Genomic DNA, 17984 nt, shown 5'->3' with positions numbered 1-17984 from the left:
GAGGTTCCCCCGGGAGAGTGAACGGAACGATGACCGGGGCGAATCGCTTCGGCCCGTGCGACCGCCGAGCGGGTGAGGTAGCAAGGAGTTCCGTCGCCGCCGGCGCCGACCTCCACACGTCGAAACGGACCCCACGTGCGCCCCCTGCGTGCCACCGTCGCCCTCACCGCGCTCGCCGCGTGCGTCGCCCTGCTGCCGGCCGCCTCGGCGTCCGCGGCCGACCTCGACGGCACGGTCCACACCGCGGGCCGCGTGGTCGAGTCGGGTGGCACGTGGCAGCACGCCTGGCCCGGCGTCTACTTCGAGGGCCGGTTCCGCGGGACGGCCGTCGGGATCGTCCTCGACGACGCGACGAACGACTACGACGTGGCGATCGACGGCCGCACGGTGCGCACGCTCGTCGCACCGGGCCGGGTGACGCACGTGGTCGACGGGCTGGCCGCGGGCGAGCACACCGTCCGGGTCGTCAAGAGGTCCGAGGCGCCCTGGGCCGTCGGCTCGTTCGGCGGCTTCGTGCCCGCGGCCGGCAGCACGATCCTGTCGGCGCCGGAGCCGCGCGACCTGCAGCTCGAGCTGATCGGCGACTCCTACACGGTCGGGTACGGCAACACGTCGACCTCCCGCGAGTGCACGTCGACGCAGCTGACCCGCACCACCAACACCGACCTGAGCTTCGGTGCGCTGGCGGCCCGCGCGCTGGGCGCGGACTACCAGGTCAACGCGTTCTCGGGCCGCGGCATGGTGCGCAACTACGGCGGCAGCGACGCGGGCACGAGCTTCCGGACGCACTACGACCGGGCGCTGCCCATGGACGCGTCGACCACCGGCGACCCGGCGCCCGGGTGGGACCCCGACGCCGTCGTCATCGGCCTGGGCATCAACGACTTCTCGACGGCCGTGGGCAGCGGCGAGCCGTGGACCACGGCGTCCCTGCGCGAGGCGTGGGTCGAGGCGTACCACGGGTTCCTCGACACGCTCCGCGACCGCTACGGCGACGACGCGTACCTCGTGGTCACGGGCACGTACGTGCACACGGGCACCGACCTGCCGGACCTGGCGCAGCGCGTCGTCGCCGAGCGCAACGCCGCGGGCGACGACCGGGTGCGCTACTGGTACTACGGCAACGAGGGCCTCGACTACGGCGGCTGCGACTGGCACCCGTCGGCCGCGGACCACCGCGTGATCGCCGCGCAGCTCACGGACTTCCTCGGGACGCTCGACCTCGGCCAGGGGCCCACGCCCACCGCATCGCCGACGCCCACCGCGTCAGCCACCCCGACCGCATCGCCCACGCCCACCGCGTCGCCCACCCCGAGCGTCAGCCCCACACCCACACCCTCGCCCACGCCGACCCCGTCACCGACGTCCACGACGCCGCCGGCACCGAGCGGCTGCCGTGCGGTCCTGACCATCGGGGGCACGTGGCCCGGCGGCTACCAGGCGGCGGTCGAGGTCACGGCCGGGACGGCGGCGATCTCCCGCTGGAGCACGGTCGTCACCCTCCCGCCCGGCGGCTCGCTCACGCAGGCGTGGTCGGTGGTCGCGACGACGTCGGGCTCGACCGTCACGCTCGGGAACGCGTCGTGGAACGGGTCCCTGCCGGCCGGTGGGACAACCGTCTACGGGTTCCTCGCGACCGGCACCCCGCCCCCCGCGAGCACCAGCGTCCCCTGCTCGGCCGGGTGACGGGTCCCCGGCTCACACGATCCGGCCCGCGGGTGGGACCTCCTGACCACTGACGAGGGCGTCGGACGGCTCATGGTGAAGGAATGCTCCGCACGCCCCCCGCCCTTCGACCCCGCACCGCCCGCCACGACGCCGCGTCCGGCATCCTGACGGTCCGTCTCACGTCCATCTCGGCAGGGGCCTGGGCCGAGTACGAGTACCGCGACGTCCCCGTGGACGTCGCGCACCTCGTCACGGCCGCCGGCTCCCGGCTGCCCGCCGCGCTGCTCGAGCACGTCGCGGACCGCTACGCCGTGCGCCGCCGCGGAACCCCGCGCTGGGTCGAGCCGACGACCACCGGCCCCGCCTGACAGCAGGCAGAGCGTGAGGGGTTGCCGCCGCAGGACGACGGCAACCCCTCACGCTGTGCGACGGATCAGGCGAATGCCTCCGGGAGGGCCGCGCGGACCTTGGCGGGCGTGTCCTCCCAGCCGGCGACCGCGACGCAGGGCACGCCCGTCGAGATGACCGGGTAGTCGTTGCCGCCCTCGTCGAGGCGGTCGCCGAAGAACACGGCCTGCTCGGGCGTCAGGCCCAGGCGCGCGAGCAGGCGGTTGACGCCGTACGCCTTGTCGATGCCCTTGCGCGTGATGTCGACCGACGTCGAGCCGCCGGAGCGGACCTCGAGGTCCGGGAGCTGCTCGGCGACGGCCGCGCGCAGCCGCTCCTTCTTGGCGCCGTCGGGGTCCCAGGCGGCCTTCGCGTCGACGGGGGCCTCCTGGCCGAGCGCGGAGAACGTCACCTGGCTGCCGCGCAGCTCGATGCGGTCGCCCCAGGTGCTCTCCTCCCACAGCCCGAGCTCGCGCGCCGACTTCTCGACGGCGGCGGCGGCACGCGCCGACTCGTCGTCGGTCAGCGGCTCGCTGTAGACCTCGGACCACGCGGCGCCGTCGTGCACCAGGTAGCGGGTCCCGCACGTGGGCAGGACGTGCAGCCGCGACAGGGCCGCGGTGTCGTCGATCGACGAGAGGAGCTGGGCGTCGAACTGCTCGAACCGGCCGCCGGAGATGATGCCGACCTGCGCGACGCGCGTGAGCGCGACGATCATGTCGACGATCTCGGGGTGGACCTTGCTCTTCGACGGGGCGAGGGTGTCGTCCAGGTCGAACAGCGCGAGCTCGTACGTCATCGATCCTCCGAGGTGCGGGCGGCGCCCACCGGACGTGGACCCGCGCGGGGCGGCCGCCGCGGGATCACGCGCGGCTGAGCCGGTGGCGGCGGGACAGGGGCCCCGCGACCGGCCCACGGTACCCGGTCCCGCACCACCGCCGGGGCGAATGCGCGCGACGCGACCCCGCCGCCTGCCCTACGGTCCGGAGACATGGTGGCGCGCAGGGGGACGATCGTGACGATGGGCGGCGGCGGGTTCTCGATGCCGGAGGTCGCCGGCGCCGGCGCGCTCGACGAGCTCGTCCTCGAGCTGACCGGCGCGGACACCCCGCGCGTGTGCTTCGTCGGGACCGCGAGCGGGGACGCCGCGTCGTACGTCGAGCGGTTCCTCGACGCGTTCGAGGGCCGCGCGCGCACGTCGGTGCTCGCCCTGTTCGGCAACGGCCCGCAGGAGGCGATCCCGCTGGACGGCCTCGAGCGCGTGCTCGAGCAGGACGTCGTCTACGTCGGCGGCGGGTCCACCGCGAACCTGCTGGCGGTCTGGCGCCTGCACGGCCTGCCGGAGCTGCTGGCGCAGGCCGCGCGCGGCGGCACGGTGCTGGCGGGCATCTCGGCGGGCATGAACTGCTGGTACGAGGCGTCGAGCACCGACTCGTTCGGCCCCTACGCACCGCTGCGCGACGGGCTCGGCCTGCTGCCGGGCTCGGCGTGCCCGCACTACCGTTCGGAGCCGGGGCGGCGGGACTCGTACCTGCGGTGGGTGGCGTCCGGCGAGCTGCCCGGCGGCTACGCGGCCGACGACGGCGTCGCGCTGCTGTGGCGCGACGGCGTCCTGGTCGAGGCCGTCACGGAGGCCCCGGGAGCGCAGGCCTTCCGCGTCCGGCGGGCCGCCGACGGCGTCGAGGAGACCCCGGTGCCCACGCGCACCCTCGCGACCTGACGCACCACCGCACCCCAGGGTGTGCAGCCTGGCCGGCGACACGCCGGGAGCCCCCACGCTCCCGCGGCCTCGGGTACCTTGACGCCCCTGTCCGCACGGCGCCACGGCGCACGACGAGGGGGAGGCGCGACGCCGCGTGCACCGCAACCACGTGTACGTGTTCGACGTCGCCGCGGCACGTCCCGCGACCCTCGACGACGCCGACGTCGTCCGCACCGCGCTGCTCGACCTCGTCGCCGACGCGGGGCTCCACCCCGTGGGCGCCGAGGCCCTCCACCGCTTCACGCCGCAGGGCCTGAGCCTGGCGATCCTGCTCGCGGAGTCCCACGTCGCGGTCCACACGTGGCCCGAGCACGCGACCGCCTACGTGACCCTGACGACGTGCCGCCGCCCGCCCGACGGGTTCGTCGAGCGCACGCGCGCCGCGCTCGCCGACGCGCTGGGCGGCGACGTCGTGGGCCGCATGATGGACGACGCATGACCCGGCCCCGGGCGCGGATGCGGCTCGGCAAGCACCTCGTCGGCCGGCCGCCGTGGCGTTCCCTGCCGCACGGCGTCGTCGTGTACGGCGAGTGGGACCCCGAGGACCGCACGACGTACTACTGGGAGGAGTGGGAGCTCCTCGGGTACGAGAACACGGACTTCTGGGTCGAGTACGACCACTACACCCACCAGGTGACGCTGTACCGCCCCGTGGAGGTCCACGAGGACCTGGACCCGCGGCACCTGCGCGAGGGCCAACAGGTCGCCGTGACGTTCGGCGGGCAGCAGCACCGGCTCGTCGTCGGCGAGGTCGGCGCTGGGACGATCCGGCACCTCGCGGGCGGCTTCACCTACGACCTGCAGCTGGGCCAGGAGGTCGCGTACGCCGAGCTGAAGGGCGACGGCGTGGTGCTCTCGGTCGAGCGGTTCGACGACCGGGTGCTCGACGTCTACCTGGGCACCGTGCTGGACGCCGCCGGTCAGAAGGCCCACTTCGGCCGCCGCGTCGCACCCCGCCGCGGCGCGGGGGCGCTGGTGGCCGCCGTGCTCGTGACGGCCGTCCTCGGGCTCGCGGGGGCGTGCGGCCCCACGACCGAGACCTGCACGCCGCGCACCGTGGTCGCCGCCGACGGCAGCACCACGACCGAGCAGGACTGCGTGCGGCGGTCCGTGTTCGGCAGCGGCGGCGTGGGCAAGTGAGCACGTCCGCACACCCCTGGCGCACCACGACGAAGGAGAACCACGCGTGATCACCGATCTGCTCTCGACCGTCCTCTACTCGGTCCTCGGCATCGTCCTGCTGCTCGTGACCATCGTGGTGGTGAACAAGGTCTTCCGGCTGAACCTGCACCGCGAGCTGGTCGAGGAGCACAACGTCGCGTTCGGCATCCTCATCGCGGGCGTCGCGGTGGCGATCGGCATCATCATCGCGGGCGTCATCGGCTCCTGACGGGACGCGCGTGGACCTCGAGGAGCGGGCACCGGTGACGGACCCGCCGCCGCCGGTGAGCGGGCGGACGATGGACCGGCCCACGGTCTTCGCCGCCGCGCTGCTCGTCGCGGTCGGCGGCATCGTCTACGAGCTCATCCTCGGCACGGCGGCGTCCTACCTGGTCGGCGACTCGGTCGTCGCGTTCTCGGTGGCCACCGGCGTCACGCTGTTCGGCATGGGGCTCGGCTCGCTCCTGGCGCCGCAGCTGCCGGGGCCGTCGGGCATCGCGTTCGTCCGCAACGAGCTGGTGCTCGGCCTGGTCGGCGGGTCGTCGGTGCTCGTGCTCTTCTGGGCCTACGGGTCGACGTCGCTGTACTGGCCGGTGTTCGTCCTGCTCGCGCTGGCGATCGGCGTCGGGATCGGCGTCGAGATCCCGCTGCTGGTGGCCCTGCTCAAGGAGCACGGCCGCGACTCGTCGGTCGGGCTGCTGTCGAAGGTGCTGGCGCTGGACTACCTCGGGGCGCTGCTGGCGTCCCTGCTGTTCCCGTTCGTGCTGCTGCCGACCCTCGGCCTGGTCCGCACCGCGCTCGCCGTCGCGGTCCTCAACGTGGGCGTCGCGCTGTTCATGCTCGCCCGCATGGGCCACCACCCGCGGTGGACGTGGTCGACGTCGTCGGCGCTGGTCGCGCTGGTCGCGGTGTTCGCGGTGTCGTCGGGTGTCGAGGCGGCGCTGAGCACGCGGCTCTACGAGGACCCGGTGGTCGCCGCGACCACGTCCCGGTACCAGAAGCTCGTCGTGACGGACTACCAGGGCGACGTGCGGCTCTACCTCGACGACCAGCTGCAGTTCTCGTCGGCCGACGAGGCGAGGTACCACGAGACCCTCGCGCACGCGACGCTGACGTCGGTCGCGGCACCGGCGTCGGTGGCGGTCCTCGGCGGGGGTGACGGGCTGCTCGCGCGCGAGGTGCTGCGCTACCCGTCGGTGCAGGAGGTCGTCGTGGTGGACCTCGACCCCGCGGTCACGGACCTCGCGCGCGACAACCGGCTGGTCCGCGACCTCAACGAGGGGTCGCTGGACGACCCGCGCGTCACCGTGGTCAACGCCGACGCGTTCGGCTGGATGCGCGGGACCGACGCGACCTTCGACGCCGTGCTCGTCGACCTGGTGGACCCGTCGAACGAGCGCGTGGCCAAGTTGTACTCGGTCGAGTTCTACGCGGCGGTCGCCGCCCACCTGCGGCCCGGGGGCGTGCTGGCGACCCAGGCGACGTCGACCTTCTTCACGCCGCACGCGTTCTGGCAGGTCGTCGCGACGCTCGAGGCGGGCGGCCCGGGACGCACGGTCGTGCCGCTGAGCGTCAACGTCCCGTCGTTCGGTGAGTGGGGCTTCGCGCTCAGCCTGCCGGGAGACGGGTCGTCGCTGCTCACGCGCACGCCCCTGCCCGACGGCCTGCGGTTCCACGACGCGACGTCGCTGGGCGCCACGACGCGGCTGCCGGGCGACCTGCCACCGCGCGACGCCGAGCCGTCGACCCTCCTGTCACCCCGGATCCACACGACCTACCAGGGCGACATGCAGCACTGGCGGTACTGACCGCAGGACGCCGCCGGGCTACGCGTCCGTCACCTCGCCGACCGCCAGCGGACTGTCCAGCCCCACCACGCCCAGCTCGACGCGCGCGATCCCGTCCACCGGCAGCGCCGACGACGCCCCCAGGCCGGCCGCGGTCCGCTCGCCCGTGCTCGTCCACGTCGCGACCACCGACCGCTGCCCGTCCGGGCCGACGAGCACCAGCTCGTACACGCCCTCGGGCAGCTCGGCCGCCTCGTACGCGCACGTCCAGTCGAGTCGCGTGCCCCACCGGGCGGGCGCGAGCGTGAGGTCGGCGCTGACCCCCGACCCGCCGACCGGCGCGAGGGCGACCGTGCGCGCCCCGGCCGCGACCGCCGCCGGGCTGGAGGCGGCCGCCGTCGGGCGTGACGCCGTGGCGGCCGTCACCGCCGCACCCGTCGCACCGGCGAGGACGACGAGCGCGGCCGCGGCGCCCGCGAGCGCGAGCCGGCCCCGGCCGCGCCGCTGCCGCGCCGCCTCGGCGACGCGCGCCAGCGGGACGACGTCGGCCACGGGCGCGTCCGGCGCACCCGCCTGCGGCACCATGCTCAGCAGCGCCGGCATCCCCGCGAGCTCGCCGACCGCCGCCCGGCACGCGTCGCACCCGGCCAGGTGCTCCTCGAACTCGCGCCGCTCGGCCGGTGCGAGCGCGCCCAGCACGTACGCGGCGTCCCAGTCGCGGTACGGGTCGGTGCTCATGACGTCACTCCCCTCTCCTGCAGCGCCAGGCGCAGCGCGCGCAGCGCGTAGTGCAGCCGCGACTTCACGGTCCCGGGCGGGATGCCGTGCTCGGCGGCGAGCTCGGCGACCGAGCGCCCGCCGTAGTAGGCGCCGACGACGACCGCGCGGTGGTCGGGCGACAGCGCGTCGAGCGCGTCGGCGACCAGCCAGCGGTCGAGCACGGCCTGCGTCGTGTCACCGGCGTCCGTCTCGGGCGGGGCGTCGGACGGCGTCTCGTGGCGGCGGTGGGCGCTGCGCGCGTCGTCGACGACGAGGTTGCGCGCGACCGTGAACAGCCAGGCCCGCACCGACGGCTCGGGTCGCGTCAGCACCTCGGGGTGCCGCCACGCCCGCAGCAGGGTCTCCTGCACGACGTCGGGCGCGCGGGCGGGGTCGGTGAGGCGTGCCACGTAACGGTGCAGCGCCGCGGCGTGCGCGGCGTGCGTGGCGTGCAGCAGCGCGTCGGCACCACCGTCGACCTCACCCGTCACGTCGCCACCTCCGCCGTCGGACCGTGCCCGGACCTCGCGCCCTCAGGACGCCGTCAGCCGCAGGTCGAACTCGACGGCTCCGGTGTCCTCGACGGTGACGAACCCGAGCGAGGGCGCCTCGATGCCGAAGTCCGCGAACGTCACCGGCACCGAGCCCACCACCTGCACGGTGTCACCCGAGGCTGCGACCTGCGCGTCGACGGTGACCTGCTGGGTCACGTCGCGGATCGTCAGGTCACCGGTCAGCTGCACGTCGCTCGCACCGTCTCCCAGGTCGGCGGGCTCGGTGAGCGTGAACGTCGCCGTCGGGAAGTCGCGCACCTGGACGGCCTGGTCGCGGAAATACGTGTCGCGCGGCGGCTGGTCGGTCGCGATGCTCGCCATGTCGACCTCGATCTCGCCGGCCGTGAGGCTGCCGCCCTCGACGGTGACGGTGCCCGTGACCTGCTCGGTGCGTCCGGTGACCGTCACGTCCTGCCCGCGCAGGACCTCCTCGAGGCGGTAGCCGGCGAAGGACCCGTCGCTGACGGTCCACGTGCCGTCGGTCGCCTCCACCGGGTCCGCGGCCGCGCTCGCCTCGAGCGTCGGTGCCGCGTCGGCCCGGCTGTTGCCCCAGTCGGCGTACAGGCCTGGTCCGACGACCACCGCCACCACCGCGAGCACCACGGCGACCGCACCGACCCCTGCCCACACCTTGGCGTTCCGACTCATCGCTCCCACTCCTCCCACCCCCTGCCACGCCCCGTCCGGAGCCCTTCACCATCAAGACGACAGGCAGGACGAAAAGGTTCACCGACCGACGCGGCTCGTGGGCGGCCTACGGGACACCTGATGTCCCGAACCCCGCCCGCTACGGCTCCTGACCCACCGCGCGCTGCATCAGCACCACCTCGAACCCCGGGCGGTCGGTGACGCCGACCGGCTCGAAGCCCCACGCCCGGTACACGTCGTCCAGGTGCGGGTTCGACGCGCGGTGGTCGAGCCGCAGCCACGTCGCACCCGCCGCGCGCGCCCGCTCCCCCGCCCACTCGACGAGCGCCCGCCCGAGCCCGGTGCCCGACGCCCGGCGGTCGACCATCAGCCCGTGCACGTACAGCGCGGGCGCGTCGTCGTCGCCCCAGTACTCGGGGTCCGTGCCGATGACGCGGACGCTGCCGAGCAGCCCCGCGTCGTCGCGGACCACCCACCACTGACCGTCGGCCACCTGCGCCGCGATGCGCCCGGCCGGCACGGACCCGGCGGGCCACTGGTCGATGCCGCGCGCGGCCATCCAGTCCTCGAGCGAGCGGCGCAGCGCGTGGATCGCGGGCGCGTCGGCGGCGGTGGCCTGCTGGGGTTCGACGTCCACGGCAGCCGACGGTACCGGTGCCGCGGGCCGGGCGCCGCGCGTCACGACGTCAGCGCGCGTCCTCCAGGACGTCACGCAGCCGCGCGAGGTCGGCGCGCACCAGGGCCTCGTCGCGCGCGAGCTCGGCGTCCGTCATGCCGGGCGCGCGGCGCAGCGTGAAGACGACGTCGCACGCGTCCGGGCCGTCGGCGACGACGCGCATCGGCACGTGCACGACCAGCCCCGACGGTGTCACGACCTCGTGGTCCAGGACCCCGAGGTCGTTGCGCGGCGCGAACGTCACGCGGGCGCGGCCCTGCGGCGTCACGACGAACCACTGCCCGTCGGCCTCCTCGACCTGCGTCCCCAGGCCGGGCGCCCAGCGCGGCAGGTTGGCCGGCACGGACGCGAACGCGTAGACGTCCGCCGCGGGGCGCGCGACCCGCACGCCGAGGTGCAGGGTGTCGGTGCTCATCCGGCGATGCTGCCAGACGGCACCGACACCCCGCCGTCAGCCGGCCGCGTGCTCCTCGAGGAACGCGTCGACCGCCGCGTGGTAGGCGTCGGGCTGGTCGCGGCGCACGCAGTGCCCCGCCCCCGGGACCACGACCGTGCGCACCAGCGGGTTGTCGAACCCGTCGGGCCGCGGTGCCATCGGCGCGTCCTCGGGCAGGACGAGCAGCGTCGGCACCTGCAGGGCACCGAACGCCTCCTCCCAGGCCGCGTCACCCAGGAAGAGCCCGAGCCGCAGGTACTCCTGGTCGACGTCCGCGCGGGTGGCCGCCCACGCCTGGATCTCGGTCTCGCTCCAGGGCGTCTCGCGGCGCATGCGCGCGATCTCGGCGTCGCGGTCCGCGATGACCACGTGCGTGTGACCGAGCAGCATCGCCGAGAAGTCGGGGTCGGGCGTGCGTGCGCCGGTCGGCCTGGCCGGGTCCTCGACCACCAGCGCCCGGACGCGCTCCGGGCGCGCGAGCGCCGCGCGCAGCGCGATCAGCCCGCCGAGCGAGTGCCCCACGAGGGCGACGGGCCCCGGCTGGGCGTCGAGCAGCGCGACGACGTCGGCCAGCATGACCTCGGGCGCCTGCGGCAGCTGCTCGGGCGTGAAGCGCGGGGACGAGCCGTGCCCCCGCAGGTCGGGTGCGAGGACGTCGTACCGGTCGCCCCAGTGCGCGAGGAGGTCGGGCCACGTGGTCCCGGAGTCGGTCACGCCGTGGAGCAGGACGACCGTCGGGGCGTCGGGGTTCCCCAAGCGGTGGACGGCCAGCGTGCCCGTCGCGTCGGCGGCGCTCACAGACCCAGCTCCAGACGGACGGTGGTGTACGACCGCGCGGGCAGGTCGACCTCGAGGCCGAGCGCGTGCCGGCGGACGCCGCCGTGCGCGACCGGCGCGACCGCGTCCGGATGGTCGGGGCTGTTGTGCGTCTGGATGGTCGGTGCCGTCAGCACGCGGGCGTCGAACCCGGTCACGGCCGCGCCGCGCAGGTCGAGCACGACGGACGTCGGGGCGTCGGCGTCGAGGTTCGACAGCGACACCAGCGCCGTGCCGTCCTTGGTCGACGCGGACATCGACAGCATCGGCACGGCCTTGCCCTCGACCTCACGCGTCGGGACCTCGCCCTTGACGTGGACCGCGAGCGACGACGCGTCGTGGTGGCCGGTGTTCATCTCGAACACGTGGTAGGTCGGCGTCAGGACGAGCGCACCCGAGTCGGGGTCCGTGAGGATCATCGCCTGCAGCACGTTGACGGTCTGCGCGATGTTCGCCATCGAGATGCGGTGCGCGTACCGGTGGAACGTGTCGAAGTGCGTGCTCGCGACCAGCGCGTCGCGCAGGGTGTTCTGCTGGTACAGGAAGCCGGGGTTGGTCCCCTCCTCGACGTCCCACCACGTGCCCCACTCGTCGACGACGAGGCCGATGCGGTGCTCGGGGTCGTAGGCGTCCATGACGTTGGCGTGCCCACGGACGAGCTCCTCCATCTTGTGGGCGCGGCGCATCGTGACGTACCAGTCGTCGGTGTCGAACGCCGTCGCGTGGCCCTTGACGCTCCAGTCGCCGGACATCGTGTAGTAGTGCAGCGAGATGCCCTGGAAGAAGCCGCGCGGGTCGCACCCGCAGCCGAGCTTCTGCGAGACCTTCATGAGGGCCTCGGTCCACGCGTAGTCCTCCGCGTTGGCGCCGGCGGCGATCTTGTAGACGGTGTTGCCGCCGTGGTTGCGCACGTACGTCGCGTACTGGCGGGCCAGGTCGGCGTAGTGCTCCGCCGTCATGTTGCCGCCGCAGCCCCACGGCTCGTTGCCGATGCCGAAGAACGGGACCTTCCACGGCTCGTCGCGGCCGTTGGCACGGCGCAGCGCGGCCATGGGCGAGTCGTCGGCGCGCGTGAGGTACTCGACCCACTCGCTCATCTCCCGGACCGTGCCGGAGCCGACGTTGCCGTTGACGTACGGCTCGGCGCCGAGCATCTCGCACAGGTCCATGAACTCGTGCGTGCCGAACGAGTTGTCCTCGACGACGTCGCCCCAGTGCGAGTTGACCATGCGGGGTCGCTGGTCGCGCGGCCCGATCCCGTCGCGCCAGTGGTAGTCGTCGGCGAAGCAGCCGCCGGGCCAGCGCAGGTTCGGGATCCTGAGGCCCCGCAGGGCCTCCACCACGTCGGTGCGGATGCCGCGGACGTTCGGGACCTCGGAGTCCTCGCCGACCCAGAAGCCGCCGTAGATGCAGCGGCCGAGGTGCTCGGCGAAGTGGCCGTACACGTGGCGGCTGATCGTCGGCCCGGGCAGGTCGAGGTCGATGACAGCAGTCAGGGAAGACACGGGGGTCCCTTCGGTGATCGGTGCCGGGCGTCGGCGTTGACGCTCCCGCAGGCGGGGCGCCGTGGTCACGAAGGGCCCATACCCTCGTCGTCGAGGGCATGTTTATCGTTACATGCGGCGCACCCTGACCTTCGGGCACGGATTCTCGAATGTCAAGCACGAACCCGCGCCGCAGGGGGGTCCGCGTCCGTAGGGTAGCGACATGCCCACACTCAAGGACGTCGCGAAGGCCTCGGGCGTCTCGGTCATGACGGTCTCGAACGTCGTCAACGGCCGGCCGCGCGTCAGCGAGGCCACGCGCCAGCGCGTGCTCGCGGCGGTCGACGAGCTGGGCTACCAGGTCAACCTCACCGCGCGCAGCCTCCGGGCCGGACGCAGCGGCACGATCGCGCTGTCCATCCCGCGGGTCGACCACCCCTACTTCGCCGAGCTCGCCGCCGCGGTCACCGACGCGCTGCGGCCCGGCGGCCGGCACCTCGTGGTCGAGCAGACGGGCGCCAGCCGCGAGGGCGAGCTCAGTGCGCTCTCGCAGGCGCGGCTGCAGATGTACGACGGCGTGCTGCTGTCCGTCGTCGGCCTCAAGGACTCCGAGGTCGCCCGCCTCAACGGCGACATGCCGCTCGTGCTGCTCGGCGAGGAGCCCATGCCCACCGGGCGCGACCACGTCCAGCTCGGCAACTTCGAGGGCGCGCAGCTCGCCACCGCGCACCTCATCGAGCGGGGCGCGCGCCGCATCGCGATCGTCGGCGGCACGGTCGACCCCACGCACACGGGGATGGTCGGCGTGCGCACCGCCGGGTGGCGCGCCGCGCACACCGCCGCCGGCCTCGTCGCCGACGACCGGCTCGTGCTGCCGCCCGCGCACTTCGCCATGGCGGAGAGCCGCGAGATGATCCGGACGGCGCTCGCCGACGGCCTGGACATCGACGGCGTCTTCGCCGTGACCGACCAGGTCGCGATCGGCGTCATGGCGGGCCTGCACGACTGCGGCCTGCGCGTCCCGGAGCACGTCCAGGTGGTCGGGTTCGACGACCTGGACGTCAGCGAGCACCTCGTGCCGGGCCTCACGACCGTCGACCCGCGCATGGACCTCGTCGTCGCCGAGTCGCTGCGGCTGCTGGACCGCCGCATGTCCGGCGAGGAGTTCTCGGCGGAGCACCTGGTCATGCCCGTGCGGCTCGTCGTCCGGGGGACGACGCGCTGACGCGTCGGGGCGTCGCGCCTCAGGCGCAGTAGTCGCAGTTGCCCGTGCCGGCGAGCGTCATGTGGCAGGTGGGGCACACGGGGGCGACGCGCTCGGGCTCGGCCGACGACCGGCGCGGCTTGGCCGCGGGCGCGCGACGCTGCGGCGCGCGGGCCGCACGCACGGGCGCCGCCACGGGGCCGCCGCCGGGCTGGGTCACGTCGAAGCCGCGCTTGCGCAGGATCGCCGCGGCGCTCGACAGGCTGCCGTTGAGGTCGTCGGGTGTCGCGAGGCGTCCCGTCGCGAAGCGGTGGGCGACCCCGACGACGGCCGGCAGGTCGTAGTCGCGGCCCTCGTGCTGCACGGTCCACTCGGCCTGCGGCACGAACCCGTACACCGCGAGGAAGTCGTCACCGCCGCGGCGGTCGTACTCCTCGATCGCCTGGAGGACGTGCTGACGCGCTACGGAGGAGAAGGTGGCCACGTTCACGAGCCTACGTCTCCTGCCACGCGCCCGAGTCCGCCCAGCGGGTGTCCGGACGTGACAGCGGGCACGGTCCGAGGGGACCGTGCCCGCTGCGTAGGTCGAGCCGTGCTCAGCCGGTCAGGAGGCCGAGCAGCTCACCGTCGGCCACGTCCAGGTGCCACCGTGCTGGACGGTGAAGCCGAACGCGGCGGTCTGGCCGTTGGCCAGCGCACCGCTGCCGCTCGGCCGCATCACCATGACGTTGGCCGAGGGCCAGGTCGGGGTGCCGCTCCAGGTGGCGGTGATGCGCTGGGGGCTGCGGGTGGTGACCGTCGCCGTCCAGCTGTTGATGTTGCCGTTGGCGCGGATCGTCACGACCCCGTTGAAGCGGTCGCTCCACTTCTCGCCCTCGGAGTACGTCGCCGTGCAGGTGCCACCGCTGGTGGGCGGGGGCGTCGTCGGGTTGGCCGTCGGCTGCGAGGTCGGCTGCGAGGTCGGCTGCTGCGTCGGCTGCGTCGTGGTGCCGCCCGGGGTGGCACGGACGCCGCCCGCGTTCAGCGCGTTGAGCGTGGACGTGTACGCGGCCTTCTTGTTGCCCGAGCCGTCGAACAGCAGCGGCGTGCCCGAGGCGCGCCACGAGTCGCTGTCCTTGACGCCCCACACCGTGATGCCGGTGCAGCGGGCGACCGAGAGGCAGGCCTGGACGATGCCCTGGAACTGCTGGGCCTGGCCCGAGCCGGAGCCCTCGATGTCGAGCTCGGTGATCTGCACGTCGACGCCGAGGGCGGCGAAGTTGCCGAGCGTGGTGTGGTAGTTCGACGGGACCGGGTTGCCCGAGTTGAAGTGCGCCTGGAAGCCGACGCAGTCGATCGGGACGCCGCGGGCCTTGAAGTCCTTGACCATGTTGTAGACGCCCTGCGTCTTGGCGTGGGACCAGTTGTCGGTGTTGTAGTCGTTGTAGCAGAGCTTGGCGTTCGGGTCGGCGGCGCGGGCGGCGCGGAACGCGGCCTCGATCCAGTCGTTGCCGGTGCGCTGCAGGTTGGAGTCGCGACGTCCGCCGGAGCTGCCGTCGGCGTAGGCCTCGTTGACGACGTCCCAGCTGTGGATCTTGCCCTTGTAGTAGGTCGCCACCCTGGTCACGTGGTTGAGCATCGCGTTGCGCAGGGTGGTGCCGGACATGTTCTGCATCCAGCCCGGCTGCTGCGAGTGCCATGCGAGGGCGTGCCCACGGACCTGCTTGCCGTTGGAACGTGCCCAGTTCACGATCTGGTCGCCGGACGAGAAGTTGAACTGGTTCTGCGACGGCTCCGTCGCGTCCATCTTCATCTCGTTCTCGGCCGTGATCATGTTGAACTCACGGTTGACGATGGTCATCGTGCCGGAGTTGTTGAGGTAGTGGCCGGCCATCGCGGTACCGAAGTACCGGTTGGTCTCGGCGGCGGCGGCCTGCAGCGTGCTGCCGGCGGCCTGGGCGGGCACCGCGAGCGCGATGATCACGGCGGCGGCGGTGAGGCCGCCTGCGGCGGCGAGACGCCCGCGGCGGTGCCTCTGGTGTGGGGTCGTCATCGATCCCTCTCCTTCGTGTGGACGGTCCGGTTTCCACCGGTGAGGAAAGGTCCTCCCTCACCAGGACGGACGTCAATGGACAAAGCGGGCATCGCAACTTTCGAGCGTAGATCGAATCGATTTGACACCCGCGCGGATGACGTTCTCGCAGATGGACGGGTGACGGCTGCTGCGAACTCGTCCACGAGCTGCCCGACGTGGCAACCGTTGGCCGCCGTCAGGCTCGAAACTTGCGACGAGACATGGGACGAACGTCCGTCGCGGACGCGGACGCGGTCGCGGATGCGGACACGGCCGGTCCCGCCGATAGTGGACCGGGCACGAGCCGTCCCACCGGGCGGCCGACGAACCCGAGCAGCAGGAGCGTCCTCGTGACCGACAACCCCGTCCAGCCCGGCGCCCCGGGCTCCGCACCCGCACCCCTGGCGGAGCCCACCGAACCGCGCGAGCCCCTACCCCCCAAGGACGCGAGCGACGGTCCCGCCGCGGTCTCGCCCACCGGCCGGCCGTGGGGCGGCGACCCCGCGACCCGCTCGCAGGAGGGCGCCTTCCTCACCACCGCCAGCGGTGCCCCGCTGCGCGACACCGACCACTCGCTCAAGGCCGGCCGCCGCGGCCCCACGCTGCTGCAGGACCACCACCTGCGCGAGAAGATCACGCACTTCGACCACGAGCGGATCCCCGAGCGCGTCGTGCACGCGCGCGGCGCGGCCGCCCACGGGCGCTTCGAGTCCTACGGGACGGCCGCGAGGCTGACGTGCGCCCAGTTCCTGCAGCCCGACGTCACGACGCCGGTGTTCGTCCGGTTCTCGACGGTCGTCGGCTCACGCGGCTCGGCGGACACCGTGCGCGACACCCGCGGGTTCGCGACGAAGTTCTACACGTCCGAGGGCACGTTCGACCTGGTCGGCAACAACATCCCGGTGTTCTTCATCCAGGACGCGATCAAGTTCCCCGACGTCATCCACGCCGTGAAGCCGCACCCGGACATCGAGATCCCGCAGGCGCAGTCGGCGCACGACACGTTCTGGGACTTCGTGTCGCTGCACACCGAGGCGCAGCACCACACCATGTGGAACATGTCCGACCGCGGCATCCCGCGCTCGTACCGCACGATGGAGGGCTTCGGGGTCCACACGTTCCGGCTCGTCGCGGACGACGGGTCGACGTCGCTGGTGAAGTTCCACTGGAAGCCGAAGCTCGGCGTGCACTCCCAGACGTGGGAGGAGGCGCAGCTCACCGCGGGCACCGACCCGGACTTCCACCGCCGCGACCTGGCGCTGGCCATCGAGCACGGCGCGTACCCGCAGTGGGAGCTCGGCGTCCAGGTGTTCCCCGACACCGAGGAGCAGGTGTTCGAGGGCATCGACCTGCTCGACCCGACCAAGCTGGTCCCCGAGGAGCTCGCGCCCGTGCAGCCGATCGGGCTGCTGACGCTCGACGCCAACCCGCGCAACTACTTCGCCGAGACCGAGCAGGTCGCGTTCCACGTCGGGCACCTCGTGCGCGGCATCGACGTCACCGACGACCCGCTGCTGCAGGGCCGTCTGTTCTCGTACCTCGACACCCAGCTCAGCCGGCTCGGCGGGCCCAACTTCGAGCAGCTGCCCATCAACCGCCCGCACGCCCCGGTCAACGACATGCTGCGCGACGGCATGCACCAGACCGCCGACCACATCGGCGTCGCGCCGTACAAGCCGAACTCGCTGGACGGCGGGTGCCCGTTCCACGCGGGCGCCGACCTCGCGTTCATCGACGTGCCGGCCAAGGTGGCCGAGGGCGTCAAGGAGCGCGCGAAGCCCGCCTCCTACGACGACCACTACAGCCAGGTGCGCATGTTCTGGCGCAGCCTGACGCCGGTCGAGCAGGCGCACACCGCGCGGGCGTACACGTTCGAGCTCGGCAAGTGCTTCGAGCAGGCGGTCAAGGAGCGGCAGCTGCTGGCGCTGGCCAACATCGACGCCGGGCTGTGCGCGACCGTCGCCGCAGGCCTGGGCCTGCCGGCACCCGAGCCGACCGTGCAGGTCCCCGACGTCCAGCCCAGCCCGACGCTGTCGCAGGTCGGCAAGCAGTGGCCCGTCGACGGTCGCGTGGTGGGGCTCGTCGCGGACCCGACGACCGACCTCGGCGTCCTCACCGCGGTCCGGGACGCGCTCGACGCCGCGGGGGTGCTGCCGCTGGTGGTGGCGCCGCACGGTGGTCCGCTCGACCCGGCGCGTCCCGACGTCGTCGCGCAGCGCACCTGGCTGACGGCCGCGTCGCCGGAGTTCGACGCGCTCGTCCTGCTGGGTGCCGCGGCCCCGGCGCCGGACGCGCAGCCGTCCTTCGACGCCAAGGCCGGCGGCCCGGGCGGGGCCGTCGACCCGCGGGTCGTCCTGCTGGTCCAGCAGGCGTACCGGCACGCCAAGTCGGTCGCCGCCGTGCCGTCAGCCGCCGGCGTCCTGGACGCGTCGGGCGTGGACCCGCAGGCGCCGGGCGTGCTCGTCGCCGACGACGCGACGACCATCGCCGAGACCCTGCTCGCGCAGCTCGCGCTGCACCGCGCGTGGGAGAGGTTCCCGGCAGCGGTCGTGTGACGTCCCGGGCCGCGCGCCCCCCCCCCCCCCGGCG

The 17984-nt window shown here is 73.6% G+C and carries 19 protein-coding genes; 9 read left to right on the top strand and 10 right to left on the bottom strand.

Features of this window, described 5'->3' with window-relative positions:
- Positions 1 to 135 precede the first annotated feature (135 nt).
- Together H9657_RS05945 and H9657_RS05940 are read left to right on the top strand one after the other, a co-directional pair.
- Entirely contained in the window at positions 136 to 1686 is a 1551-nt protein-coding gene (locus H9657_RS05945; RefSeq protein WP_191781395.1) for a cellulose binding domain-containing protein, read from the top strand.
- Positions 1687 to 1769: 83 nt separating this feature from the next.
- Positions 1770 to 2036 (top strand): hypothetical protein, encoded by a 267-nt coding sequence (locus H9657_RS05940; protein WP_191781392.1) that lies wholly within the window; start codon positions 1770 to 1772, stop codon positions 2034 to 2036.
- Between the two features lie 65 nt (positions 2037 to 2101).
- Here H9657_RS05940 and H9657_RS05935 read toward each other — a convergent pair whose 3' ends face one another.
- Positions 2102 to 2854 (bottom strand): HAD-IIB family hydrolase, encoded by a 753-nt coding sequence (locus H9657_RS05935; RefSeq protein ID WP_191781390.1) that lies wholly within the window; start codon positions 2852 to 2854, stop codon positions 2102 to 2104.
- A gap of 192 nt (positions 2855 to 3046) precedes the next feature.
- Here H9657_RS05935 and H9657_RS05930 point away from each other — a divergent pair, with 192 nt between their 5' ends.
- The 5 genes from H9657_RS05930 (at position 3047) to H9657_RS05910 (ending at position 6786) form a co-directional block, all read left to right on the top strand.
- Positions 3047 to 3775, top strand: a complete 729-nt coding sequence (locus H9657_RS05930) for a Type 1 glutamine amidotransferase-like domain-containing protein (protein ID WP_191781389.1) — start codon at positions 3047 to 3049, stop codon at positions 3773 to 3775.
- Between the two features lie 136 nt (positions 3776 to 3911).
- Positions 3912 to 4256 carry an S-adenosylmethionine decarboxylase family protein gene (locus H9657_RS05925; protein WP_191781387.1) on the top strand — a complete coding sequence of 115 codons (345 nt, stop codon included), beginning with the start codon at positions 3912 to 3914 and terminating at the stop codon, positions 4254 to 4256.
- Positions 4253 to 4957: a hypothetical protein gene (locus tag H9657_RS05920; protein WP_191781384.1), complete on the top strand. Its 705-nt coding sequence runs from the start codon at positions 4253 to 4255 to the stop codon at positions 4955 to 4957. The genes H9657_RS05925 and H9657_RS05920 overlap by 4 nt, the downstream gene beginning before the upstream one ends.
- 46 nt (positions 4958 to 5003) lie before the next feature.
- A complete protein-coding gene (locus tag H9657_RS05915; RefSeq protein ID WP_191781382.1) occupies positions 5004 to 5207 on the top strand; it encodes a DUF350 domain-containing protein in 204 nt (67 codons plus the stop codon).
- A gap of 10 nt (positions 5208 to 5217) precedes the next feature.
- Entirely contained in the window at positions 5218 to 6786 is a 1569-nt protein-coding gene (locus H9657_RS05910; protein ID WP_318241326.1) for a polyamine aminopropyltransferase, read from the top strand.
- A gap of 18 nt (positions 6787 to 6804) precedes the next feature.
- Here the strand turns inward: H9657_RS05910 and H9657_RS05905 are convergent, their stop codons facing one another.
- The 7 genes from H9657_RS05905 to H9657_RS05875 all read right to left on the bottom strand — a co-directional run bounded on the left by H9657_RS05905 (position 6805) and on the right by H9657_RS05875 (position 12159).
- Positions 6805 to 7503: an anti-sigma factor family protein gene (locus H9657_RS05905; RefSeq protein WP_191781380.1), complete on the bottom strand. Its 699-nt coding sequence runs from the start codon at positions 7501 to 7503 to the stop codon at positions 6805 to 6807.
- Entirely contained in the window at positions 7500 to 8015 is a 516-nt protein-coding gene (locus H9657_RS05900; protein WP_191781378.1) for a sigma-70 family RNA polymerase sigma factor, read from the bottom strand. The genes H9657_RS05905 and H9657_RS05900 overlap by 4 nt, the downstream gene beginning before the upstream one ends.
- Before the next feature lie 42 nt (positions 8016 to 8057).
- Positions 8058 to 8726, bottom strand: coding sequence for a YceI family protein (locus H9657_RS05895; RefSeq protein WP_191781376.1), 669 nt, complete (start codon positions 8724 to 8726; stop codon positions 8058 to 8060).
- Positions 8727 to 8865: 139 nt separating this feature from the next.
- A complete protein-coding gene (locus tag H9657_RS05890; protein WP_191781374.1) occupies positions 8866 to 9363 on the bottom strand; it encodes a GNAT family N-acetyltransferase in 498 nt (165 codons plus the stop codon).
- A 49-nt stretch (positions 9364 to 9412) separates the two neighbouring features.
- Complete coding sequence (locus H9657_RS05885) at positions 9413 to 9817, bottom strand: SRPBCC family protein (RefSeq protein ID WP_191781372.1); 405 nt, start codon at positions 9815 to 9817, stop codon at positions 9413 to 9415.
- A 36-nt stretch (positions 9818 to 9853) separates the two neighbouring features.
- Positions 9854 to 10636, bottom strand: coding sequence for an alpha/beta fold hydrolase (locus H9657_RS05880; protein ID WP_191781370.1), 783 nt, complete (start codon positions 10634 to 10636; stop codon positions 9854 to 9856).
- Positions 10633 to 12159, bottom strand: coding sequence for an alpha-N-arabinofuranosidase (locus H9657_RS05875; RefSeq protein WP_191781368.1), 1527 nt, complete (start codon positions 12157 to 12159; stop codon positions 10633 to 10635). Before H9657_RS05875 ends, H9657_RS05880 begins: the two co-directional genes overlap by 4 nt.
- 202 nt (positions 12160 to 12361) lie before the next feature.
- Here H9657_RS05875 and H9657_RS05870 point away from each other — a divergent pair, with 202 nt between their 5' ends.
- Positions 12362 to 13363: a LacI family DNA-binding transcriptional regulator gene (locus H9657_RS05870; protein ID WP_191781365.1), complete on the top strand. Its 1002-nt coding sequence runs from the start codon at positions 12362 to 12364 to the stop codon at positions 13361 to 13363.
- A 19-nt stretch (positions 13364 to 13382) separates the two neighbouring features.
- On the opposite strand, the gene H9657_RS05865 is transcribed toward H9657_RS05870, so the two are convergent.
- The gene (locus H9657_RS05865; protein WP_191781363.1) at positions 13383 to 13826 is read right to left on the bottom strand and encodes a hypothetical protein; all 444 of its coding nucleotides are present in this window, start codon (positions 13824 to 13826) and stop codon (positions 13383 to 13385) included.
- Between the two features lie 120 nt (positions 13827 to 13946).
- Positions 13947 to 15374 (bottom strand): endo-1,4-beta-xylanase, encoded by a 1428-nt coding sequence (locus tag H9657_RS05860; RefSeq protein WP_191781361.1) that lies wholly within the window; start codon positions 15372 to 15374, stop codon positions 13947 to 13949.
- Positions 15375 to 15745: 371 nt separating this feature from the next.
- Here H9657_RS05860 and H9657_RS05855 point away from each other — a divergent pair, with 371 nt between their 5' ends.
- Positions 15746 to 17950: a catalase gene (locus H9657_RS05855; RefSeq protein WP_191781359.1), complete on the top strand. Its 2205-nt coding sequence runs from the start codon at positions 15746 to 15748 to the stop codon at positions 17948 to 17950.
- The last annotated feature ends 34 nt before the right edge of the window (positions 17951 to 17984 follow it).

The sequence above is a fragment of the Cellulomonas avistercoris genome, from assembly GCF_014836445.1.
GTDB lineage: Bacteria > Actinomycetota > Actinomycetes > Actinomycetales > Cellulomonadaceae > Cellulomonas > Cellulomonas avistercoris.
The sequence above is the reverse complement of the archived record's forward strand: the minus strand, read 5'-3'. Positions and strand labels throughout refer to the sequence as shown.